24 protein-coding genes are annotated in these 24,528 nt (G+C 36.2%); 20 read left to right on the forward strand and 4 right to left on the reverse strand.

All coding sequences use genetic code 11. The annotated features are described in order from the left end of the window. Position 1 precedes the first annotated feature (1 nt). The 5 genes from HNR69_RS02965 to HNR69_RS02985 all read left to right on the forward strand — a co-directional run bounded on the left by HNR69_RS02965 (position 2) and on the right by HNR69_RS02985 (position 3,368). The gene (locus tag HNR69_RS02965; protein WP_012340390.1) at positions 2-1,015 is read left to right on the forward strand and encodes an aldose 1-epimerase family protein; all 1,014 of its coding nucleotides are present in this window, start codon (positions 2-4) and stop codon (positions 1,013-1,015) included. A 268-nt stretch (positions 1,016-1,283) separates the two neighbouring features. Further along, a complete protein-coding gene (rplM, locus tag HNR69_RS02970) occupies positions 1,284-1,712 on the forward strand; it encodes a 50S ribosomal protein L13 (RefSeq protein ID WP_011608905.1) in 429 nt (142 codons plus the stop codon). A 16-nt stretch (positions 1,713-1,728) separates the two neighbouring features. Then, positions 1,729-2,121 (forward strand): 30S ribosomal protein S9, encoded by a 393-nt coding sequence (rpsI, locus tag HNR69_RS02975; protein WP_011608906.1) that lies wholly within the window; start codon positions 1,729-1,731, stop codon positions 2,119-2,121. A gap of 145 nt (positions 2,122-2,266) precedes the next feature. Continuing rightward, positions 2,267-2,905, forward strand: coding sequence for a stringent starvation protein SspA (gene sspA, locus HNR69_RS02980; protein ID WP_012340393.1), 639 nt, complete (start codon positions 2,267-2,269; stop codon positions 2,903-2,905). Between the two features lie 7 nt (positions 2,906-2,912). After that, positions 2,913-3,368, forward strand: coding sequence for a ClpXP protease specificity-enhancing factor (locus HNR69_RS02985; protein WP_075293787.1), 456 nt, complete (start codon positions 2,913-2,915; stop codon positions 3,366-3,368). A 72-nt stretch (positions 3,369-3,440) separates the two neighbouring features. Here HNR69_RS02985 and asnS read toward each other — a convergent pair whose 3' ends face one another. Next, complete coding sequence (gene asnS / locus HNR69_RS02990; protein ID WP_012340395.1) at positions 3,441-4,844, reverse strand: asparagine--tRNA ligase; 1,404 nt, start codon at positions 4,842-4,844, stop codon at positions 3,441-3,443. A 202-nt stretch (positions 4,845-5,046) separates the two neighbouring features. On the opposite strand from asnS, the gene HNR69_RS02995 reads away from it, so the two are divergent. Next, positions 5,047-6,264, forward strand: a complete 1,218-nt coding sequence (locus HNR69_RS02995) for an ROK family protein (protein WP_075293788.1) — start codon at positions 5,047-5,049, stop codon at positions 6,262-6,264. A gap of 134 nt (positions 6,265-6,398) precedes the next feature. On the opposite strand, the gene HNR69_RS03000 is transcribed toward HNR69_RS02995, so the two are convergent. After that, positions 6,399-7,187, reverse strand: a complete 789-nt coding sequence (locus HNR69_RS03000; RefSeq protein ID WP_075293789.1) for an IclR family transcriptional regulator — start codon at positions 7,185-7,187, stop codon at positions 6,399-6,401. A 222-nt stretch (positions 7,188-7,409) separates the two neighbouring features. Between HNR69_RS03000 and yiaK the strand changes: the two genes are divergently transcribed. The 8 genes from yiaK (at position 7,410) to HNR69_RS03040 (ending at position 16,067) form a co-directional block, all read left to right on the forward strand. After that, positions 7,410-8,408, forward strand: a complete 999-nt coding sequence (gene yiaK / locus HNR69_RS03005) for a 3-dehydro-L-gulonate 2-dehydrogenase (protein ID WP_075293790.1) — start codon at positions 7,410-7,412, stop codon at positions 8,406-8,408. Positions 8,409-8,512: 104 nt separating this feature from the next. After that, complete coding sequence (locus HNR69_RS03010; protein WP_012340398.1) at positions 8,513-8,995, forward strand: TRAP transporter small permease; 483 nt, start codon at positions 8,513-8,515, stop codon at positions 8,993-8,995. Further along, complete coding sequence (locus HNR69_RS03015) at positions 8,992-10,272, forward strand: TRAP transporter large permease subunit (RefSeq protein WP_012340399.1); 1,281 nt, start codon at positions 8,992-8,994, stop codon at positions 10,270-10,272. The genes HNR69_RS03010 and HNR69_RS03015 overlap by 4 nt, the downstream gene beginning before the upstream one ends. A 19-nt stretch (positions 10,273-10,291) precedes the next feature. Continuing rightward, positions 10,292-11,278, forward strand: coding sequence for a TRAP transporter substrate-binding protein (locus HNR69_RS03020; RefSeq protein ID WP_011608915.1), 987 nt, complete (start codon positions 10,292-10,294; stop codon positions 11,276-11,278). Positions 11,279-11,357: 79 nt separating this feature from the next. Next, positions 11,358-12,875: a sugar ABC transporter ATP-binding protein gene (locus HNR69_RS03025; protein WP_075293791.1), complete on the forward strand. Its 1,518-nt coding sequence runs from the start codon at positions 11,358-11,360 to the stop codon at positions 12,873-12,875. A 42-nt stretch (positions 12,876-12,917) separates the two neighbouring features. Then, on the forward strand, positions 12,918-13,967 hold the full coding sequence (locus HNR69_RS03030) for an ABC transporter permease (protein ID WP_075293792.1): 1,050 nt from the start codon (positions 12,918-12,920) through the stop codon (positions 13,965-13,967). A 40-nt stretch (positions 13,968-14,007) separates the two neighbouring features. Beyond that, a complete protein-coding gene (locus tag HNR69_RS03035) occupies positions 14,008-15,117 on the forward strand; it encodes an ABC transporter substrate-binding protein (RefSeq protein ID WP_075293793.1) in 1,110 nt (369 codons plus the stop codon). 62 nt (positions 15,118-15,179) lie between these two features. Further along, positions 15,180-16,067, forward strand: coding sequence for an SMP-30/gluconolactonase/LRE family protein (locus HNR69_RS03040; protein WP_075293794.1), 888 nt, complete (start codon positions 15,180-15,182; stop codon positions 16,065-16,067). 66 nt (positions 16,068-16,133) lie between these two features. Here the strand turns inward: HNR69_RS03040 and HNR69_RS03045 are convergent, their stop codons facing one another. Next, the gene (locus HNR69_RS03045) at positions 16,134-17,072 is read right to left on the reverse strand and encodes a sugar ABC transporter substrate-binding protein (protein ID WP_075293795.1); all 939 of its coding nucleotides are present in this window, start codon (positions 17,070-17,072) and stop codon (positions 16,134-16,136) included. A gap of 214 nt (positions 17,073-17,286) precedes the next feature. On the opposite strand from HNR69_RS03045, the gene HNR69_RS03050 reads away from it, so the two are divergent. From HNR69_RS03050 to araD, 6 genes are all read left to right on the forward strand, one after another. Continuing rightward, positions 17,287-18,777: a sugar ABC transporter ATP-binding protein gene (locus HNR69_RS03050; RefSeq protein WP_075293796.1), complete on the forward strand. Its 1,491-nt coding sequence runs from the start codon at positions 17,287-17,289 to the stop codon at positions 18,775-18,777. A gap of 8 nt (positions 18,778-18,785) precedes the next feature. After that, complete coding sequence (locus tag HNR69_RS03055; RefSeq protein WP_075293797.1) at positions 18,786-19,814, forward strand: ABC transporter permease; 1,029 nt, start codon at positions 18,786-18,788, stop codon at positions 19,812-19,814. 101 nt (positions 19,815-19,915) lie between these two features. Next, positions 19,916-21,370, forward strand: coding sequence for an FGGY-family carbohydrate kinase (locus HNR69_RS03060; protein WP_012340407.1), 1,455 nt, complete (start codon positions 19,916-19,918; stop codon positions 21,368-21,370). 10 nt (positions 21,371-21,380) lie between these two features. After that, complete coding sequence (locus HNR69_RS03065; RefSeq protein ID WP_011608924.1) at positions 21,381-22,028, forward strand: 3-keto-L-gulonate-6-phosphate decarboxylase UlaD; 648 nt, start codon at positions 21,381-21,383, stop codon at positions 22,026-22,028. A 28-nt stretch (positions 22,029-22,056) separates the two neighbouring features. Next, a complete protein-coding gene (locus HNR69_RS03070) occupies positions 22,057-22,917 on the forward strand; it encodes an L-ribulose-5-phosphate 3-epimerase (protein WP_041605287.1) in 861 nt (286 codons plus the stop codon). Further along, the gene (araD, locus tag HNR69_RS03075; RefSeq protein ID WP_011608926.1) at positions 22,911-23,606 is read left to right on the forward strand and encodes an L-ribulose-5-phosphate 4-epimerase; all 696 of its coding nucleotides are present in this window, start codon (positions 22,911-22,913) and stop codon (positions 23,604-23,606) included. The genes HNR69_RS03070 and araD overlap by 7 nt, the downstream gene beginning before the upstream one ends. A 42-nt stretch (positions 23,607-23,648) precedes the next feature. Here the strand turns inward: araD and HNR69_RS03080 are convergent, their stop codons facing one another. Further along, positions 23,649-24,470, reverse strand: coding sequence for a pyridoxal phosphatase (locus HNR69_RS03080; protein WP_075293798.1), 822 nt, complete (start codon positions 24,468-24,470; stop codon positions 23,649-23,651). Positions 24,471-24,528: the final 58 nt, after the last annotated feature.

The following is a 24,528-nucleotide window of genomic DNA, read 5'->3' on the forward strand; positions in this document are numbered from 1 at the left end:
TATGAAAAGCTACCTTTATTTATCTAAATCACAATTTACAGATAAAGAACAACTTATTTTTAAAAATGAAAAGCTAAGTGCGGTCGCATTTCAATATCAATCCGGTATTGAGGCGGTCAAACTGATCAATAGTAAAGGTTTTCTAATTGTTTTACCTTTTTATGGGCAAATCATTTGGGACGTTCAATTTAACGGACAAACTCTCACAATGAAAAATATGTTCAACGAACCTAAGCGGGGAACAACTATTATTGATACCTACGGGTGTTTTGCTTTCCATTCAGGCTTAATTCGTAATGGTTGCCCAAGTCCAAAAGACGAGCATCCTTTGCATGGTGAAATGCCTTGTGCCGTAATGGATAAGGCTTGGTTGATTATTGAAGATGACAAATTAGGGATTGGTGGTGAAGTTGAATATGTGAAAGGTTTCGGTGAGCATTATTCAGCTAGACCGGAGGTGATATTATCTGCTGACAGTACATTATTTAATATCAATATGGCAGTGACAAACCTTGCCAGTGTTGATATGCCGTTACAGTATATGTGTCATATGAATTATTGCTATGAACATGGTGCAACATTCAGCCAAAATATCCCTGAAAGTGCGGTGCAATTACGCCAAACTATTCCGGCTCATGTGAAACCGACACCGCAATGGCTATCGTTTAATGAGGAGATTAAGAAAGGGAATTATACACTGTCATCGTTGGAAAATGATGAAATGTATAATCCGGAGATAGTGTTTTTTATGGATAATTTGCAACAATATCAGTCACAACTTGAATATCGTATGCACTCCCCGAAAGGTCATAATTATTTGGTAAAATTCTCGTCAGCACAATTCAATTATGCAACACGCTGGATTTTATATAATGCCGATCAGCAAGTGGGTGCTTTTGTCTTACCAGCAACCTGTCGTCCGGAAGGATTTTTGGCAGCTCAAAATAATGGCTCATTAATTATGCTAAAACCAAAAGAAATGCGGTATTTTAGTGTCATAACGGGTATTGAATAACATATAGCGAACAACATAAATACGGTTGACAAAAGTTTAACGGTATTACCAAATGCATATTTAGTTAAAATATCCTAATGAAATGTTTAAAAAAATTGGCTTTTATAAAAATCTCTTGTATAATCGCCGGACCCTGTGAATGTGTTGGATTTCCCACCGCACATTATTTTATCAAGATCACACTCGAAGGGGTGGAGATTAAGATTGATGGTTGTGCTTAAGTTTAATAAGCACTGGGTATTAATATTATTTTATTGGTAATTAATTAATGAAAACTTTTGTAGCAAAACCGGAAACGGTTAAACGTGACTGGTATGTAGTGGATGCGACAGGTAAAACTTTAGGTCGCTTAGCGACTGAGTTAGCTCGTCGCCTTCGTGGTAAACATAAAGCTGAGTATACTCCGCATGTTGATACGGGTGATTATATCGTTGTTATCAATGCAGAAAAAGTTGCAGTAACAGGTAATAAAGAAACTGATAAACTTTACTACTGGCATACTGGCTATGTAGGTGGTATTAAACAAGCGACTTTCAAAGAAATGATTGCACGCCGTCCGGAAGCAGTGATTGAAATTGCAGTTAAGGGTATGTTGCCAAAGGGTCCGTTAGGTCGAGCAATGTTCCGTAAATTAAAAGTGTATGCAGGTTCAGAACATAACCATGCAGCACAACAACCACAAGTTCTAGATATTTAATCACGAGGTTAGGAAAATGGCAGAGAATCAAAACTACGGCACAGGTCGCCGCAAAAGCTCTTCAGCTCGTGTATTTATCAAACCGGGCAGTGGTAAAATTGTTATCAACCAACGTGAGTTGGACGTATATTTCGGTCGTGAAACATCTCGTATGATCGTACGCCAACCGTTAGAATTGGTTGAATTAACTGATAAATTAGATTTATACGTCACAGTTAAAGGTGGTGGTATTTCCGGTCAAGCGGGTGCAATCCGCCATGGTATAACTCGTGCATTAATTGAGTATGATGAAACACTACGTCCTGCATTACGTGCAGCTGGTTTTGTTACTCGTGATGCTCGCCGTGTTGAACGTAAGAAAATCGGCTTACACAAAGCACGTCGCCGTCCACAATACTCAAAACGTTAATTTTATATACAAAATTGCAAGCCAAATGGCTTGCAATTTTTTTTTCTTATTTTGTCAGTAAATTATGATGGAGGCTTATGCATTGCCTTTTCATTTATGGTAAAATGAAAAGTCTTTATTAATTTTCAAGTCGTCGGAGGAAAAGATGACAAGTGCTGCGAATAAACGTTCAATAATGACTCTTTTTTTAGATAAGGTTGATATTTATTGCCATCAGGTTCGTATTGTTTTAGCTGAAAAAGGTGTTGCTTATGCAACAGAAATAGTTGATTCTGAATCTATATCAGAAGATTTAATGGAATTAAATCCCTATGGCACAATTCCTACTTTGGTGGATCGTGATTTAGTTTTATTCAACTCTCGTATCATTATGGAATATTTAGATGAGCGTTTTCCGCACCCTCCATTGATGCCGGTTTATCCGGTTTCTCGTGGTAAAAGCCGTTTATTAATGTTACGTATTGAACAAGATTGGTATCCTGTATTAGAAAAAGCAGAAAAAGGTTCAGAGAGTGAAAGAGCTATTGCATTGAAACAATTAAAAGAAGAAATCTTGGCAATAGCACCTGTATTTGGCCAGTCACTTTATTTTATGAGCGAAGAATTCAGTTTAGTTGATTGCTATATTGCGCCGTTATTATGGCGAATGCAGCAACTTGGTGTTGTATTTACAGGCACAGGCAGTAAAGCGATAAAATCTTATATGGAGCGAGTGTTTCAACGTGATTCATTTTTACAATCTGTTGGTGAAATGACACCTAAAAATTTAATGGAGGATAAATAGGATTAATATGTCGTATAAATTTTTACCTAAACGTCCCTATTTATTAAGAGCCTATTATGATTGGTTGATTGATAACGACTTAACTCCTTATCTTGTTGTAAATGCAACTTATTCAGGCGTAAAGGTTCCTGTTGAGTATGTCAAAGATGGTCAAATTGTTTTGAATTTATCTGCAAATGCGACAGGTAATTTATTGCTGAATAATGAGGCGATTCAGTTTAGTGCTCGTTTTCAGGGGGTATCTAGAGATATTTATATTCCTATGGGAGCGGCATTAGCTGTTTATGCACGAGAAAATGGCGATGGAGTCATGTTTGAACCGGAAGCATTTTATGATGAATTAAATATTGACAGTGTTGATGAACAGCCTTTAGGTTTTGCTGAAGCAGTTGATCAAAAGAAAGTGAAAAAGACTGAAACAAAAACCCAGAAAGGAACATCACATTTGCGTATTGTGAAATAAACTAAAGCAATTTTTTGAACCGCACTTAAAGTGCGGTTTTTTTATGAAAAGTAATTTAATCAATTCTTGTATTTAGAAATTTGCATTACGAGGTGTGCGAGGGAATGGGATTACGTCACGAATATTTTGCACGCCTGTAACATAAACAATTAAACGCTCAAAACCTAATCCAAAACCTGCATGTGGAACCGTTCCATAACGGCGTAAATCACGATACCACCAATAATCTTCAGCTTTTAGTCCCATTTCTGCTATGCGTTTGTCAAGCACTTCTAAACGTTCTTCGCGTTGAGAACCGCCGATAATTTCACCAATTCCGGGGGCCAGAACATCCATTGCAGCGACTGTTTTACCATCATCATTCAAACGCATATAGAAAGCTTTTATATCTTTAGGATAGTTTTTAACTACAACCGGCGATTTGAAGTATTCTTCGGCTAAATAACGCTCATGCTCAGAAGATAAATCAATTCCCCAAGATACAGGAAATTCAAACGCTTTGCCGGATTTTAACAGAATATCAATCGCATCAGTATAGTCTATTTGAGCAAAGTCTGAATTGATGAAATCTTTTAAGCGAGTAATCACATTTTTATCAACATGCTTTTCAAAGAATTTTAAGTCATCTTCACGTTCATTTAATACTGCACGGAAAACATATTTCAGCATATCTTCTGCTAATTTTGCATTGTCAGCTAAAGTTGCAAAAGCAATTTCAGGTTCAACCATCCAAAATTCAGCTAAATGACGCGTTGTATTTGAATTTTCTGCACGGAATGTCGGACCAAAAGTATAGATTTTGCTTAATGCACAAGCATAACTTTCACCATTTAATTGACCCGATACCGTTAGAAAAGACTCTTTACCAAAAAAATCTTGGCTAAAATCAACCGCACCTTTATCTGTGCGAGGCAGATTTTCTAGGTCCAAAGTTGATACACGGAACATCTCACCGGCACCTTCAGTATCAGAAGCTGTGATCAAGGGTGTTGCTACCCAGTAGAAACCTTGTTCATGGAAAAAACGATGAATAGCTTGAGCTAAGCAATGACGAACACGAGCTACTGCACCAATGATATTAGTGCGTGGACGCAAGTGTGCCACTTCACGTAAATATTCGATACTATGGCGTTTTGCAGACATTGGATAAGTTTCAGGATCATCAACCCAACCGGAAACTTCAATTTTATCGGCTTGTAATTCAACAGCTTGTCCTTCAGCAGGAGACTCGACAATTTTTCCAGTGACAACAACGGAACAACCGGTAGTTAAACGTAAAATTTCCGTTTCATAGTTTTCAATATCATTATTTACAATAGCTTGGATAGGATCAAAGCAAGAACCATCGTAAATAGCTAAGAAAGATAGTCCTGCTTTAGAATCCCGGCGAGTGCGAATCCAACCACGTACTGTTACAGTTTCACCGACCGTGATTTTTCCTTTTAGAATATTAGCCACAGATGCAATTTTTGTCATATAAACCTCAAATCAGTTTTTATAATTGTAAAACTTAGTCATTTTACCGTAACTCATTAAAATTACCAAAATGTATCGGAACTTTTTGTTTTTGTGAGATAGCACACATAATTTATATAAGTCCCTTGTTTATTAGGAAAATTTCTTGGTATAAATGAACAATTTTATGAATTAAAATAATCAGGTAGAACAGGTAGAAAATATGGCAAAAGTGAGAAAAGAGGATAAATTACCTCTGAGAATGAAGCAGCTAGGCAAAATTTATCGCTTAATTGAACAATTTGAAGAAATTTCACGTATTGATTTATCCAAGTTATCTCAACTGGCTCCTGCAACTATCACCTCCTTAACTAGAGAACTTATAGAAAAAAAATTGGTGATTGAAAGAGCGGTACAAAATACGGAAAATCGTGGTCGTCCGGCAGTTGGATTATGTGTCTCACCATTTTACTGGCAATCTCTTTGTGCAACACTGACATACGATCATTTTGATATTTTGCTATGTGAGCTGGATGGCACAACAATAGCCCAAGAAGTTTATCCTCTTGATCTTTCTGATTTATCTTCATTAGAACAAATGTTGCCTTGCTATTTTGAAGATTTTTTATCAAAAGTTGGGACTAAATTGAGTCGTCCGATTACTTTTTCTATTGCAGTGGCGGGTAAACTACACCATTTGTCTGGTTTTCTGCAACGTTTGGGGGAGATCGAATTAAATGTGGATCTAACATCTTTATTTGCAGGCTATTTTGATATACCGATTATTGTAACGGAATATTTTGAAACTTGGTTATTGGCGGAAAGCACATTAGGAAGCGTGATAGGATACGATGATGTGATTTTCTTACAAATTGATGAAGTCATTAATTTGAGTGTTTTATCAAAAGGGGTTATTCTACAAAGTAACCATAACGCTTGTATGAATATTGACAAATTAATTGTTCCTCGCCTTTACCCAATGCAAGATAAGATCAATCAACATTTATCTGAACTTGAGCGATATCAAATACATAATCAATTGACTTATAAAGCATTTTGTCAATTTATAGATCTGTATTATCCAAATAATAATTTAATTAACACGACAGAAAAGATCAATTTTTTATGTAAAAAAGCACAGCTTCAAGATCCTTTAGCATTAGAAATTTTAGCTAACATAGCCGATATTATTGCATACATCTTATCCAATTTAGTTAATCTTTTTTCACCTGAGAAAATTATGTTTACTTCTCGTTTGCTATCCGTCAAACATGTTTTCCTTAATCAAATAAATCAGCGTTTAGCACATTATTTGCATAATTCAAAAATATGTGAAGTAATGACGAGCCAGTATGAATGGAATAGTCATGAAGTTATTGCTGCTGCTATTAAACAAAAGATTTATGATGGTAGTTTGTTAGTTTATATGGAAAAGTATTAAAATTTTCTTCACTTAGCTGTCAAAAAGGCGTTAGAAAGCATTTTTGATTGGTCGACTATAAATAAAGGTTTCAGCTGAAAGTATCATAGCAAGGCTTTTAACTTTTAAGAGTTAAAGGCTTTTGGGGGGCGAATTTACGCCCCCAGCTCTTTTGAAATGGATTGTGCTGTTTGTTTGAGATGCATGAGCAATATATCTTTGCCGATTTGGTTTAAACGTGCAGTTGATAGAGAAATTGATACGGAGTAGATTACATTGCTATTGATGTCAAATATCGGGCAAGCTAAACAAGTTACGCCTGTTTCATTTTCTTCATTATCTACGGCATACCCTAATTCTCGAATCTTATTTAACTCCAGCTCCATAGCACTCAGTGTTACAATTGTATTAGCTGTTAATTTTGTAATATTCGTTTGATTTTTCTCCCAATAATCATCTAGAATGTGTCTTTTTTCGTATGCCATAAAAATTTTTCCCATAGCTGAACAATAAAGTTCTAAACGCTGACCAATATACGCTCGTGTACGCATCATACCTGTTGTTGGTTCAAGTTTATAAATCATTACAGCATGATGATGATCACGCATAGATAAATTGACTGTTTCACCTGTATTCAAATTAAGTTGCTCTAAGTAAGGGGATGTAATATTTAATATATTAAGTGAACTCAAGGTTTTTTGCCCAATCGTTAAACACTTCATTGTTAAACGATATGTACCAATTGTATTGGTAGGTTTGACATAACCACAGGTTTGTAGTGTTTGTAGCATACGATATGTTGTACTTTTATTTAGATTAGATAATTCAGCTAGTTTAGCTAATGGACAACCATTAGGGAAATTGCTCAAAATATCAATTAGTAATAAACCCTTAATTAAACTTTGGTTGCTGCTAGCTTGTTTATTTTTATTCTCTTCTTTCATTTTTTATTCCTAAATAGCTTTTTTGGTTAGTTTTATTTTAGTGATATATCGATAAAATAAAAATGAGATCTTGATCACAAAAAATAAAAAAATTTATATCTATATGATTTATAAAAACTTTTATTTCTTATTTTCATTTGCATACAAATTTTATTCAGACTATAATTTTTTAAAATATCGTTTCAATATATGAAATAAAGATTGGCGTAATGAGGTTAAAACATGAAAGTCAGCTACGAAATACTCAAACAAGAATTTAAACGTATATTACTTGCAAGAAATGTTCGTGAAGACATTGCTGAAGAATGTGCGACTATATTTGCAGATACAACTGAGTCAGGAGTATATTCTCATGGGGTGAACCGGTTTCCTCGTTTTATTTCTCAACTGGAAAAAGGAGATATTGTACCGGAAGCGATTCCGACTAAAGTTCTTTCTTTAGGTGCGATTGAACAATGGGATGCTCATCAAGCGATTGGTAATATCACGGCAAAAAAAATGATGGATCGAGCCATGGAAATTGCGGATCAATTTGGCATTGGCGTTGTAGCTCTTAAAAATGCAAACCATTGGATGCGAGGCGGTGACTACGGTTGGCAAGCAGCTGAAAAAGGTTATATAGGAATTTGCTGGACTAATTCAATTGCAGTCATGCCGCCATGGGGAGCAAAAGAATGTCGTATTGGTACTAATCCATTGATTATTGCTGTACCGACCAACCCTATAACAATGGTTGATATGTCTTGTTCTATGTATTCTTACGGTATGTTAGAAGTTCATCGTTTAGCGGGTCAACAAACATTTGTTGATGCCGGATTTGATGATGAAGGTAATTTAACTCGTGATCCCGGTACTGTTGAAAAAAATCGTCGCTTATTACCTATGGGATTTTGGAAAGGATCAGGTTTATCTATTGTTCTAGATATGATTGCAACCATACTATCTAATGGTTTATCTGTTGCAGAAGTTACCGAAGAAAAAGATGATGAATATTGTGTTTCACAAATCTTCATTGCTATTGAAGTAGATCGTTTAATTGATGGTAAAACAAAAGATGAGAAACTTAATAAAATCATGGACTATGTGAAAACAGCTGAACGAGTAGATGCTGATGTTGCAATACGCCTACCGGGTCATAAATTTGCGGCAGTTCGTGCTGAAAATAAAATTCATGGTATTCCGGTCGATGATTCTGTTTGGGAAAAAATTAAATCCCTATAACCTATAAGGAATACTTGTTCTCTGGTCATTGTTTTGATCAATAATCAACTAAACCCGTAAAGTTGTTATTAAAATTACGGTAAATGTGAATTAGAGGTAGCATGATGAGATCGATTAGTTTAACCGTAACTAAACTATTAGAAGCATTGGTTGTTATTATTTTAGCAACGATGTCTTGCTTGGTATTCCTTAATGTCGTACTACGCTATGGCTTTAATAGCAGTATCAATATTACAGAAGAAGTTTCACGCTACTTATTTGTTTGGTTGGCATTTCTTGGTGCTATCTTAGCCTTTAACGAAAATCGTCATGTTAATGTTACGATTTTTATCGAGCGTTTATCTCAGCATCAGCGAAATTTTCTACGCTTATTAACGGACAGCCTAATGTTGTTTTGCTGTTATCTTTTAATTACAGGTGGCTGGATACAATTTCAGCTTAATCTAACTAATATGGCACCTATTTCTGGTATCCCAACAGGTATTACTTATTTAGCTAGTTTTATTACAGGCTTAGTTATTGCCATACTACTTATCATTCGACTTTTTTCTAATGCTGGTGCTTTGATAAAAGGAGAAAACAAATGACGGTTATTATCTTTCTTTCCACTTTATTAGGAGGTATTTTATTAGGTATTCCTGTCGCCTTTTCTCTGTTATTGTGCGGTATAGCATTAATGTTGTATTTAGACTTATTTGATGCACAAATTTTGGCACAACAAATCGTGAGTGGTGCAGATAGTTTTTCTTTAATGGCAATTCCATTCTTTATCTTAGCTGGTGAAATTATGAATGAAGGGGGATTATCAAAACGGATTATTGATTTGCCGATGAAATTAGTAGGACATAAATGTGGAGGATTAGGTTTTGTTGCAATTCTTGCAGCGATGATTATGGCGAGTTTGTCAGGTTCGGCTGTTGCGGATACCGCTGCGGTGGCAGCGATGCTATTACCTATGATGAAAACAACAGGTTATCCGCTGGATCGTTCGGCTGGTTTGATTGGTACGGCTGGTATTATTGCACCTATTATCCCGCCTTCTATTCCGTTTATTATCTTTGGAGTCTCTAGTGGTGTGTCTATTACTAAGCTGTTTCTAGCGGGAATTGTACCGGGAATCCTAATGGGAATTTGTTTAGCTGCCCTATGGTGGTGGCAAGCAAAGCACCTTCGCTTAATGACTTTTTCCAAGGCAAGAAAAGAAGAACTTTGTGCTTCCTTTAAAAATAGTATTTGGGCATTAATGTTACCTGTAATCATTATTGGTGGTTTCCGTTCTGGTATTTTTACCCCAACAGAAGCAGGTGCTGTTGCAGCATTTTATGCATTATTTGTCGCACTCTTTGTATATAAGGAATTGAAAATCAAGCAACTTTATCAAGTTTTTCTCGCAGCGGCAAAAACAACTGCGGTAGTTATGTTTCTCGTTGCTGCTGCTCAAGTTACAGGTTGGTTAATCACGATTGCTGAATTACCACATATGATGACAGCATTGTTAGAGCCACTAATTGATACACCAACTTTATTACTTATTGTCGTAATGCTATTTGTTTTTTTGATTGGTATGGTGATGGATCTTACGCCTACTGTATTAATTCTCACACCGGTATTAATGCCATTGGTTGAGGAAGCAGGAATTAACCCTATCTATTTTGGTGTGCTCTTTATTTTGAATACTTCAATTGGTTTAATTACGCCACCGGTAGGTAATGTCCTTAATGTCATTACAGGTGTATCTAAATTGCCATTTGATCAAGTGACAAAGGGCATACTTCCTTATTTATTGATGATGATTGTGTTGCTCTTTATCTTTATTTTCTTCCCTGCTTTAATTTTAATGCCACTTAATTGGTTACAACTTTAAATCTTCATAGGAGAACATTATGACACTATTAAATTTTAAAACGCTTTCTGTGTTAATCGCTAGCATAGCTCTATTCTCAGGTAATACCAATGCTGCAACGACATTACGTTTTGGTTATGAAGCTCCTCGTGGTGATACACAACATGAAGCAGCGAAGAAATTTAATGACCTTTTAAAGGAAAAAACAAAAGGAGAAATTAAGTTAACACTTTTTCCAGACAGTACGTTAGGTAACGCACAAACTATGATCAGTGCTGTACGTGGTGGAACGATTGACTTGGAAATGTCAGGTTCTCCAAATTTTTCTGGATTAGTACCAAAATTAAATGTGATTGATATTCCATTCATTTTCCAAAACCGCGAGCATGTATATGCCGTATTGGATAGTGAAATTGGTCAAAGTTTATTAAAAGAATTAGAAGCCAAAGGATTAAAAGGTTTAGCTTTTTGGGAAGTAGGATTTCGATCTTTTACTAACTCAAAACATCCTGTAAAATCCCCTGATGATATTAAAGGGTTAAAAGTGCGGACTAACCAAAATCCAATGTATATTCAAGCATTTTCAATCTTAGGGGCAAATCCAGTTCCAATGCCATTATCCGAACTTTATACCGCACTTGAAACACGTGCGGTAGATGCTCAAGAACATCCTGTTGGTATCGTTTGGTCAGCCAAATTATATGAGGTGCAAAAATACTTAAGCTTAACTAACCATGGTTATACGCCATTGATTGTTGTTATGAACAAAGCCAAATTCGATGCCCTGTCTCCGGCATTGCAAACAGCATTAGTCGAAGCTGCACAAGAAGCAGGTGCTTATCAACGCCAGCTTAACCTTAGAAATGAAAAAAGCATTATTGAAAAAATGCAAAAAGCGGGCGTTGAAATTATTGAGCGTGTTGATACCGGACCGTTTAGGGCAGCCATTGAAAACGAAGTACGCAAGGCATTCATTGAGAAAAATGGTGATGATTTAGTTAAAAAAATTGATGCATTAGCAAAATAAGTATATTCAATGATAAGAAACAGAATTTTTATTAAATTGACCGCACTTTTACTTATTCCTTATTCGGAAGGAGGAGCTTATGTTGGCAAATGGAGACGTTCCAATTCTTCAGCTACAGCATATCATCAAACGATTCGGTAATCAGGTAGCGGTAAATGATGTTAGCCTTAATATTCACCAAGGAGAAATTGTTGCATTGCTCGGTGAGAATGGTGCGGGCAAATCCACTTTAATTAAAATTCTGGCAGGTATCTATTCTCGTGATGAAGGTGAAATTTATTTTCATCAACAAAAAATCCAATCGGCACAATCTCTTACCAATAAAAATAAACAACCTATTGCTTTTATTCATCAAGATTTAGGGCTGGTTGAATGGATGACGATTGCTGAAAATATGGCATTTGTAATGGGATTTCCTCGCCGTTTCGGCTTGATTGATTGGAAAAAAATTAATCAACAAGCACAAGAAGCATTGGATTTTGTTGGTATTCACCTTTCTGCTCAAACTCGAGTTTTTGACTTAAGTCGTACAGAAAAAGCGTTATTGACCATTGCTCGTGCGATTGCTGTCAATGCTGAGATTTTAGTGTTGGATGAACCAACTGCCTCTCTACCTGCAGGTGATGTTGAACATTTATTCAAGGTGCTTAATCGCCTACGTAAACAGGGCGTTGGTATGATTTATGTCACTCACCGATTGGATGAGGTCATTAGGCTTTCTGATCGCATTTTAGTCATGCGTGATGGTTATTCTGTGGCAGAAGGTTCGACTAAAGATTATGATGTGAAAGCTCTAGTGAAGGCTATTGTTGGTGAAGAAACAAGAGAAAAACAACGTGAACCATTGCCTAAAAACACACCAGAAGTGGTACGGCTTAACGAAGTTGTTGTTGGTGATACCGGTCCTGTTTCCTTTAGTTTACATCAGGGCGAAATGATTGCATTAGCAGGATTGCGAGGTGCGGGACAAGAAGAGATAGGACGATTATTATTTGGACTACGTAAGTTGGAAAGTGGAGACATTAGTTTAAATGAATGTGCTTATCATGCCGAGTCGCCATGTGAGGCAATTTATAAAGGCGTAGCACTTGTTGCCGGAGACCGTATCCGAGAAGGTCTTGTCATGTCAATGACAACCATGGAAAATCTCTTTATCAATCCTATCTTAAACGGTCATTTTCCATTAAAAAATTATGCAAGCAAAAAAGAAAGGTCTGAATGTTGGTATCAATTCCAGCTCTTTGATATTCGGCCGAAAAATTTATTTATTGAGGTCAGTTCGCTTTCAGGAGGTAATCAACAGAAAATTGTGCTTGCACGTTGGATGCAGCTCAATACACCTGTGCTGATTTTAGAAGATCCAACTGCGGGTGTAGACGTTGGTGCACGAGCAGAAATTTATGACTTATTAAATCAAGCCTTGAAAAAAGGTGTTGCAATTATTGTGATTTCAAACGATTTTGAAGAAATTGCACATCTTTGTAATCGAGCCTTGGTATTCAACCGAGGCGATATCGTGGGTGAATTATTCAATGAACAAGTCACATTTGCGAATTTGCTGGCACTCGCTTCGGACGCATCTGCTACCATAAATTAATTTTTGTGTTTTTAGACCGCACTTAAACAATAGGAGAGCATCATGGCTCAAACAAATATTAAATCAACCGCTTTAGAACAGGCTGTATCTATTGCACGTGATGGGTTTTGGGCGTGGGTTTCTCAAATGATCACTCGATATGGGTTACTCTGCTTATGTTTTTTACTTATCATACTTTTCTCTATGACAACAGATTCTTTTGCCTCTATGCTAACCTTACATGCGATTTTAGAAAGTAAATCAAAAATTGCACTATTGGCACTCGCAGCGACGACGACCATGATTGTAGGCAAAATTGACTTAAATGTAGGCTTTGGTATTGTTCTTTGGCATATTTTAGCTATTACACTACAAGTTCAATTCGGTTTTTCATGGCAAATGGCGACTATCACAGTACTCATTGTGGCAGCAATTTATGGCTTACTTAATGGGATTTTAGTTGCACTTGCTGACATTGATAGCTTCGTCGCTACATTGGGAACGGGAACGGTATTGTATGCAATTGCTTTATGGCATTCAGGCGGTCGCCAAATTGTCGGTGATTTACCTGATGCTTTTATTGCTATTAACAGTACTGAGATCTTAGGTATTCCTATCTCGGCTTTTTATGTGTTAATCGTTGCTATTGTCATGTGGCTGGTGACTGAACACACCCCAACAGGACGTTGTATGTATGCTGTAGGAGGAAATCCTACCGCCGCTTATTTGAATGGTATTTCGATTAAGAAATATACGATTGTGCCATTTATTGTATCTAGTTTAATCACAGGGTTTACCGGAGTTCTCATCGCAGCACAACAGGGTGTTGGGCAAGCAAGTGTCGGAATGGATTATCTTTTACCCGCACTGGTAGGTGCGTTCTTAGGCAGCACAACAATTAAACCGGGTCGGATTAATGTTTGGGGAACCCTTGTTGGAATTGCTATTCTCGCTATTGGTATTTCCGGTATTCAACAATTCGGTGGTGCCTTTTGGGTCGAGCCATTATTTAATGGTGCAACTTTATTATTATCTATCACTATCGCAGGTTATGCACAACGTAAACGTTTATTAGGTCAAAAAGCAGTACACAAGAAAGCAGCAACAAAATAATTTGTTGTTGTGTTAATTACCCACTAAAAGGAGAAAATTTATGAAACAGTTTTTTCATTGTAGTTTAAGTGTAGTGGCTTCTGTAGTCGCACTCTCTTTTGCCGGCAACACTATGGCAAATGATCCATTTGTCGCTGAAGCAAAACAACAAGTTGCTACAGCTACTGCTCAAAAAACAACTTGGGATGGACCAACAACAGGTCCAAAAGTACAACAAGGAAAAAATATTATTTTCATTGCTTCTGATATGAAAAATGGCGGTGTATTAGGTGTAATTGATGGTATGAAAGAGGCAACTGGTGTAGTTGATTGGAAATTAGAGGTACTTGATGGTGCGGGATCAGTCAATAATCAACTTTCTGCTTTAAACCAAGCGATTGCTCGTAAACCTGATGCCATTGTCATTGGTGGGTGGAATCCAAATGTGGCAAAAATTCCACTTAGTAAGGCAACTAAAAATGGAATCACATTGGTTGCATGGCATGCTACACCGGAACCGGGGCCAATAAATAAATATAATATTTTCTATAATGTCACCTCTGATTCTGACCAAATTGCTAAACTTTCAGCTCAACTTGCTGTAGCAAACTCAGATGGAAAAGCAAAAGTGGTTATTCTTACCGATTCACTATATGAAATTGCGTTACGTAAAGCGAATGTGATGAAAGAAATTATTGAACAATGTAAAGAATGTCAGGTATTAGAGTTCATTGATACGCCGCTTGCAGATACCTCAAGTCGTATGCCGAGCCTAACTTTTAGTTTATTACAAAAATATGGTGATAACTTACAATACACACTTGCTATTAACGATCTCTATTTTGATTTTATGACACCGTCCTTACGTTCTGCAAACAAAGGAGAAATGCCATACAACATTTCTGCAGGAGATGGTTCAGTTACTGCCTATCAACGTATTCGGAATAATAATCATCAATTTGCTACCGTACCGGAACCCCTGAATTTACATGGTTGGCAATTAGTGGATGAACTTAATCGTGCTTTTGCTGGAGAAAAACCCTCTGGTTATGTCACTCCTGCTCACCTAGTGATTAAAGACAACGTGGCATTTGATGGTGGGAATAAGAACCTTTATGATCCACAAAATGGTTATAAAGAAGCCTATAAGGCGATTTGGAACGTGAAGTAATCAACTATTGTGGTCGCAAAAAATTGTCAAAAAAGACCGCACTTTCCTAGTAAGGAGAGTATATGTTATCAGCTAAAATTGAAGTTTATGATTCACGCTTTTACCAATTAGTTGGCACTGAAGCTAGATTAGAAGAATTGTTTGACAAAGCGATTTGGGCAGAGGGACCTGTTTGGCTAGAAAAACAGCAAGCTGTTATATTTAGTGATGTCAAAGGCAATACAATGTATCGCTGGACGGCTGAACAAGGTACACAAATATTCCGACAACCATCACAATTTGCCAATGGTAATGCTGTGGATGCTGCAGGTAATTTGATTACTTGTGAACACGGTCGTCGAGCTATTAGCTTAACGGATCATGCAGGTAATATTCGAGTGTTGGTCAATAAATTAGAAGGTAAGCGACTAAATTCACCTAATGATGTAGTTGTGAAATCTGATGGAACAATTTGGTTTACAGATCCACCTTACGGTATTTTAAGTGATGCAGAGGGCAAAAAATCGCCTAGTGAAATAATTGGCTGTTATGTATATTGCTATGATCCTATAACTGACGATATCCATATCGCAACTTTTAATGTCATGCGACCAAATGGTTTAGCTTTCTGTGAAAATGAAACTAAGCTAGTGGTAGCAGATATGTCAGTAGTCGAGTTTCAAAGAACAGGCTTACACCATCTTGTAGTGTTTGATGTTATTGATAATCAGTTATATAACCGTACAAGCATTGCTGCTATTTCGCCAGGTATTCCTGATGGATTCTGTATTGATCACAACAATGTGATTTATTGTAGCTGTGAAACAGGACTACTGGTTTTGTTACTTGATGGGACTTTTTTAGGAAGAATTTTACTAGATAAAACCGCTTCTAATTGTACCTTTGGTTTAGATCAAAAAACCTTGTTTATTACAGCTACTAATAGTTTGTATTGTTTAACCTTTAAATAAAAAGAGCCGGTAAGGATTATAGAAAATAATCATTACCGGCTTTTAGCTTTATATATTTATTGAGGATTAATAATTTTGTTTAGCTTTAGCCTGGTCAACCACTACAGGATCAATATAATAAACCTCGGGGATATCTTGCTTATTAATTTGTTTAATTGCATGTTCAATTGCGACAGCAACTTGTTTTTTCGGTAATTGATCAATTGTATTTTGCATTTTGCCTTGTTTAACGTATTCAATAGCGAGAGGAATACCATCATAGCCAGTTATAAGCACTTTGCCTGCTAATCCTGCATTTTCAACCGCAGTAACTGCACCTATTGCCATATTATCATTTGCTGCAAAAATACCTTGAATGTTAGGGTTAGCAGTTAAGATGTTAGTGGTTACATTTAAAGCCTGTTCTGTTTCCCAGTTCGCAGATTGTGAAGCAACAATTTTGATATCAGGATATTCAGAGAATGCTTTTAAAGCTCCGGCTTTACGTTGTTCTCCATTATCGACACCAGGAATCCCCTCAAGTATGGCAATATTTCCTTTTTTACCTATCGCTTCTGCAAGGTTTTTAGCTTCTAAATAACCCCCATTAAAATTATCTACGCCAACATAGTTAAAATTTAATCCAGCTTTTTTAGCTGCTTCTGCATCAAGTCTTACATCTAAATCAATAATTGGAATCCCTGCTTTTTGGGCCTTTTGGAAAGCAGGGATAAAGGCAATAGAATCATTTGGTGTAACAATAATTGCATCTACTTTTTTTGCGATCATATTTTCAACTAATCCAACAAGTTGTTCAGTTGAGTCTTCTTTTTCCGCAACTTGAATTGTCAAATCTACATTTAGTTGTTTAGCAGTTTCTTTAGCACCCTGTTGCATAGAAATGAAATATTCATTGCTTAGTGTTTTCATCAATAATGCAATTTGAGGTTTTTCTGCTGCAAAAAGAGAGGTAGAAATAGCCAATGTACTTGTTATAAGCATTGCTTTGAATAGTTTAGATTTCATAATTGATCTCCAGTGAATTTGTAGTTAAAAATTGGTAGCAATCCTAAAATAAAACTTGTCTAAAAACTGTGATCTAGTTCTCAAAATAAATAAAACTTTAAAAGTCTATTTTCTCAGCTTTTAAGTTTATTTACTTTGTGTGATACCTATCACGATTTTATTAGTATTTTTATGTTATTCTTAATATACAGATTGATAAAAAGGGATAATTGCTGTGTTAGATACTTTACCTATTCTGTCACTTAGAAATATTAGTAAAAATTTCTATGACGTAGCGGTTTTAGACAAAATTAATCTTGATATATATTCAGGCGAAGTGCATTGTTTAATTGGAGAAAATGGAGCAGGAAAATCTACGTTATGCAAGATTATCGCTGGCATCTATAATTCAGATGGTGGCGAAATGTTTTTTCATGGTAAAATTTATTCTCCTCGTAATGTAAAAGACGGTCAAAAATATGGAGTTGGTTTTATTCATCAGGAACTAATGCTAGTACCTCAACTTACTGTACTGGAAAATATTTTTTTAGGAAAAGAACATGCGAATTTAGGAAATCGCATGGACTGGAAAATAATGAGAGAGAAAACACTAAAAATTATTCGTGAATTAGAACTCGATATACAGCCGGATGATTTAGTATCAGATCTTTCGATTGCACAACAACAAATGGTTGAAATTGCTAAAGCTATTTTTAGTGAATATAAAGTATTAATTTTTGATGAACCTACTTCTTCTATATCTCGTAAAAATACAGAAACTCTTTTTAGAATTATTCACCGGTTAAAAGAAAAAGGTGTAGCGATGATTTATATTTCTCACCGTTTAGAAGAGTTTCAATATATTTCAGATAAAGTTACAGTATTACGAGACGGAAATATTACTGGCACGATGTTGTATAAAGAAACATCTGTAGAAGAAATTGTCAGATTGATGGTTGGTCGAGAAATTAATTTAGGACATTATCAAAGAGATACAATATTTACACAGGAAAAATTATGTGTTGAAAATATTACTAATAAAAAAATTAAATCAGCTTCTTTTACTGTGCATAAAGGAGAAATATTAGGATTTGCAGGTTTGGTTGGAGCAGGTAGAACAGAACTTTTAAGAGCAATTTATGGAGCGGATGATGCTAAAGGAAATATTTTTATAGATAAGTTAAAAGTTTGCATTAGATCACCGGAACAAGCCGTAAAACATAAAATTGGATTTATTACAGAGGATCGTAAACTACAAGGTCTCATATTAGATCAGAGTATTCGGAAGAATATAACATTACCAATATTAAATCGTTTCTGGACAGGAATTAGATTAGATCAAGAAAAAGAAAAAAATGTAGCAGAGACTCAACGTGATCGCTTGAGAATCGTGTCTAACAGTGGTGAACAGCACACTAGAACTCTTTCAGGAGGAAATCAGCAAAAGGTTGTAATTGCTCGATGGTTAGAAAGTGGTGTGGATATTTTATTTTTTGATGAGCCTACAAGAGGAATTGATGTTGGTGCTAAATCTGAGATTTATGACTTGATGAGAGAATTTACAGACAACGGCGGTACTATCATTATGGTATCGTCTGATTTACCTGAATTAATCACAATGTCAGATAGGGTAATGGTCATGAGGAATGGTGAAATTGTAGAAGAAGTTAAAGATCGTTCTAGAATTACTGAAGAAAACCTAATGAAAGCTATGGTTGGTGTATGAGGTCTAAAATGGATAACTTAAAATTAATTTTTTCAAAATTAGGAATTGGTATTGCATTAATTGTAATGATTATTGGAATGTCATTTGCATCTGATGCATTTTTATCAGCTCATAATATTCTAAATATTTTATTACAAGTTTCAGTTATATGTATTATTGCTGTAGGTATGACTTATGTTATTTTAACTGGAGGGATAGATCTTTCTGTAGGTTCTATCGTTGCACTAAGTGCCGTATGCTTAGGATTATTTACTCATCTAGGTCTTAAGTGGTTAGGCGATGAAGTATCAGATTTTGCCGTATTAGCGGTGGTTTTAATTGCTATATTAGGGAGCGTTTTAGTTGGTGCACTATGTGGATATATAAATGGAATTATCATTGTGTATGGTAAAGTTACTTCATTTATTGCAACACTTGGTATGATGGGGATTGCTAGGGGATTGGCACTAACGATATCAGATGGAAAAACAATTTATAACTTTCCTGATGCTCTGCGTTTTTTTGGTAATGGAAGAATACCTATTTCAGATTCGTTTTCTATACCTATCCCAGTAATCATTGCTATTTTGGTTGTGTTGGTTAGTTTTTATGTGCTAACGCAAACGATTTTTGGTCGTCAAATTTATGCTTTAGGTGGAAATCGAGAGGCGGTTCGTTTGTCTGGTGTAAATGTTGAGAAATTAGAAGTCAAAACATATGCAATTAATGGGGCATTGGCTGCAGTAGGTGCGGTAATTTTAGTAGGACGTTTGAATGCGGCACAACCTATCGCAGGTACAGGTTATGAATTAGATGCTATTGCTGCAACTGTTATTGGTGGTACAAGTTTGATGGGTGGTTTTGGTTCAGTTATTGGAACTTCAATCGGTGCATTAATTATGGGAGTACTGCAAAATGGTCTGACTTTATTAGATGTGACGTCTTATTTACAACGCCTAATTATTGGTGTTGTTATTATTCTAGCAGTATTTTTTGACCAATTACGGCGTGGTAAAGTTTCAATAGGACAATTAAAGCGTATTTTCTTTAGAGAATAACTTAGAAGATAGTCTAAATAGTTAATAATTTTAATTATTGGTATGCACAGTTATTTGAATAAATATATTGCTTGCTGAAATTTAGGATAAGGAATAGTGAAATGAATTACACACTTGGTATTGACTGTGGAGGCACTTTTATCAAGGCTGCACTCTTTGATACTTTTGGAAAAATGATTGGTTGCGTGCGTGAAAATGTTGATGTGATTAGCGAGCAAGCCGGCTATGCCGAACGTGATATGTATGAATTATGGCAAGTTTGTGCAAGTGTGATTCGTAAGACAATTGAACATAGCCAAATTGAACCTAGTAATATCAAAGGTGTGGGCATTTCTGCACAAGGTAAAGGTGCTTTTTTATTAGATAAGAATCATCGACCTCTTGGGCGTGCGATTTTATCTTCCGATCAACGTTCACTTGATATCGTGAAACAATGGCAAGCTGATGGTATTCCTGAACAACTTTATCCAATAACTCGCCAGACTTTATGGACAGGTCATCCCGTCTCAATTTTGCGTTGGGTAAAAGAACACCAGCCAAAACGTTATGAGGAAATAGGTGCGGTATTAATGTCTCACGATTATTTGCGTTTTTGCTTAACAGGAAAGCTTTTTTGTGAAGAAACAAATATTTCTGAATCTAACTTATATAATATACTTACAAGGCAATATGATCCTGCCTTGGCTGATTTACTAGGTTTATCAGGCATTATTGATAAACTTCCGCCTATTATTGAGTCCAATCAAATTGCAGGCTATATCACGCCTGAAGCGGCTACTTTAACTGGTTTATGTGTTGGTACAGTTGTGGTTGGCGGATTATTTGATGTTGTTTCAACCGCACTTTGTGCAGATTTGGATGATGAAACTAAACTTAATGCTGTATTAGGCACTTGGTCAGTGATAAGTGGGATCACTGATGGTATTGACGATAATCAAACACTTCCTTTTGTTTATGGACGCTATGCACAATCTGAGAAATTAATTATTCATGAAGCCAGTCCAACTTCAGCAGGTAATTTAGAATGGTTTGTGAAGCAATGGCAGCTTGATTATCAACAAATTAATCAACTTATCGGGGAGCTTGAACCTGCTACCAGTTCAGTTTTATTTGTTCCATTTTTGTATGGTTCAAATGCAGGATTAGGTATGCAAGCTGGCTTTTATGGTCTCCAAGCACATCATACACAAGCTCATTTATTGCAAGCAATTTATGAAGGAGTACTATTTAGTTTAATGCATCATCTTAATCGGATGTTACAACGCTTTCCAAATGTGAAGTTATTACGTGTTACAGGTGGTCCGACAAAATCTAAAATCTGGTTACAGATGCTTGCTGATCTCACAGGAATGAAACTGGAAGTACCACAAATTGAAGAAACGGGATGTTTTGGAGCTGCATTGATGGCGAAGCAGGGTTCTAGTGAGTCAACCACTGATGTTTTCCAAACGCAAACTATGTTCAGTGTTGAGCCTAATCCTATTTATTTCACAGCATATCAAAGAAAATATCAACGTTATCAAAAACTTATAGATTCGTTAAAAGCAATGATTTAATGAGGAAAAAATGACAAAGCCACTTATTCAACTTGCACTAGATGAAACAGATTTAAACACCGCACTTGTTACTGCTAAGCAAGTAGCAGACTCGGTTGATGTTATTGAAGTAGGCACTATTCTTGCTTTTGCAGAAGGTATGGGAGCAGTACGTATGTTACGAGCACGATATCCAAAGCATATTTTAGTTTGCGATATGAAAACAACAGATGCGGGTGGTATTTTAGCTGAAATGGCATTTAACGCAGGTGCTGACTGGATTACTGTTTCTGCTGCAGCTCATATTGCAACAATTGAGAGTTGTAAGAAAATAGCTGATTACTATCAAAAAGAAATTCAAATCGAAATCTATGGCAATTGGACATTCGATGATGCTCAAGCTTGGGTCGATTTAGGTATCAATCAGGCTATTTATCACCGTGCACGTGATGCGGAAATAGCAGGTAAAGGCTGGACGGAAGATGACTTAGTAACAATGAAAAAATTATCAAAAATGGGATTATCGCTCTCAATTACAGGTGGAATTGTGCCTGAAAATATCTATTTATTTAAAGATATCAATGCTAAAGCATTTATTGCCGGACGGGCTTTTACAGGTGAAAAAGGAAAATTTACTGTAGAAAAAATGCGGTTAGAAATTGATAAATATTGGTCCTAATATTGCAGAGATAAACATGGAGTATATTGTGAGAACACATAAAATCGGTATTTATGAGAAAGCATTACCTAAGAACCTAAGTTGGCAAGACCGTTTATCCATTGCAAAAGCATGTGGCTTTGATTTTGTCGAAATCTCAATAGATGAAACAGATGAACGTTTAGCACGATTAGATTGGAGTAAAGCTGAGCGTATTGAATTAGTAACTGCTATTATTTCAACGGGCATTACTATCCCATCTATGTGCTTATCAGGTCATCGTCGCTTTCCATTTGGTAGCCGGGATGAAGCAACTCGCCAAAAAGCCTTTGAGATCATGAAAAAAGCAATTCAGCTTGCTGTTGATCTTGGTATTCGAACTATTCAATTAGCTGGTTATGATGTGTACTATGAAGAACAAGATGAAGGAACAATTCAACGCTTCCAGCAGGGATTGGAATGGGCTGTTAAACTTGCGGCAAGTCACCAAGTTACCATTGCTGTTGAAATTATGGATACACAATTTATTAGCTCAATCAGTCGTTGGAAAAAGTGGGATAATATAATCCGCTCACCGTGGTTCACAGTTTATCCCGATTTAGGTAATCTTTCTGCTTGGAATGAAAATGTGAGTGAAGAACTCAAATTAGGCATTGATAAAATATCAGCAATCCACTTAAAAGATACTTATAAAGTGACAACTACTAGCAAAGGGCAATTCCGTGATGTACCTTTCGGTGCGGGTTGTGTAGATTTTGTACAATGTTTTCGTACCTTATCTGAATTAAATTATCGTGGTGCATTTTTAGTTGAAATGTGGACAGAAAAAGCAGAAGAACCAATCACAGAAATTATTAATGCACGTCGTTGGATTGAACAAAAAATGAAAGAGGGTGGTTTTCAATGTTAGAACAATTAAAGCAAAAAGTATTTGAAGCAAATTTAGCGTTACCTAAATATCATTTAGTGACATTTACTTGGGGTAATGTAAGCGGTATTGATCGTGAAAAAAATCTAGTTGTGATTAAACCTTCCGGAGTGGAATATGAGGTAATGACGCCTGAAGATATGGTAGTTGTGGATTTATTCACAGGTCGAGTAGTGGAGGGCAATAAAAAGCCTTCATCTGATACTGCTACCCATCTAATACTTTACCGTGAATTTCCAACACTTGGTGGTATCGTTCATACTCATTCTCGTCATGCTACTATATGGGCACAAGCTGGGGAAGATTTGATTGCTGCAGGCACAACCCACGCAGATTATTTTTATGGTGCTATTCCTTGTACACGCAAAATGACACCTGTAGAAATTCAGGGTGACTATGAACTTGAAACAGGGAAGGTAATTGTAGAAACATTTCGTGTACGAGGGATTGATCCTAAAGATGTGCCTGCGGTATTAGTTCATTCACATGGTCCTTTTGCATGGGGAAATGATCCGGATAATGCCGTACACAATGCTGTTGTTTTAGAAGAGATTGGCTATATGAATTTATTTAGTCGCCAACTTCGTCCTAATTTATCTTCGATGCAACAAGAATTGCTGGATAAGCATTACTTACGTAAACATGGTAAGAATGCTTATTACGGACAGTAAATATGACATAAGTGCTAAAGTAAATTGCTTTAGCACTGAGTTTTAGATGTTATTAAGAATAGCGTCTAAGACAGAAGCAATTCCCGCTTTATCATGGTGTAGAGTGATCAGGTTTGCTTGTTGTTTAATTTCGTCCTCTGCATTACCCATTGCGACACCCAGTCCAACTAATTTAAGCATAGAAATATCATTATGGTTATCCCCAAAAGCCACAACAAATTGAGGGTCAATGTGCCATGTGTTTAGTAACTCCAATAATCTTGAGCCTTTTGTATTTCCGCTATTGGCAATATCAACACGATCAACCCATGACCACTCACAACTAAACCCAATTGAAGATAAATGATTAACCGCAGTTTGCATCAACGCACGATCAGGATGGCTAATTACAAATTTCCATATCGTTTCCTGATCATTTAATAACACATTAAAATCAGGAACATGGCGTAGTTTGGGATGTACTTGGGGAGGACAACGCTGTACCCATTCGGAAAATTTACGCAGATGCTCATTCATTATTGAGTAATTCATTGTATCACGTGAATACATTAATAAATGTAAATTGTATTTTTCTGCCAGTTGAATGACTTGTCGGGATTGTTCTAAAGAGAGAGGATTTGCTGCAAGTACGGTATCTGTTTGTGGTTGATACATATAGGTACCGTTACAACAAATCATGGGAGTAGTTAAATTCAGCTCATGGTAATAAGGATAGGCGGCAGTATGATGCCTTCCCGTGACTAAAATGACTTTTAAGCCTTTATCAATACAACGTTGAATCATGATTTTATTTGACGTTAAAATTTGCCCTTGGCTATTTAACAACGTGCCATCAAGATCAAACGCAATGACTTGGTATTTCATCTTTTTTTCCTATTTTGAATATCATCTAATTGGTAAAGTATAGAGCTTTTTAAGTCCA

It is taken from the genome of Histophilus somni (assembly GCF_014202395.1).
In the GTDB taxonomy this organism is placed as follows: Bacteria; Pseudomonadota; Gammaproteobacteria; order Enterobacterales; family Pasteurellaceae; genus Histophilus; species Histophilus somni.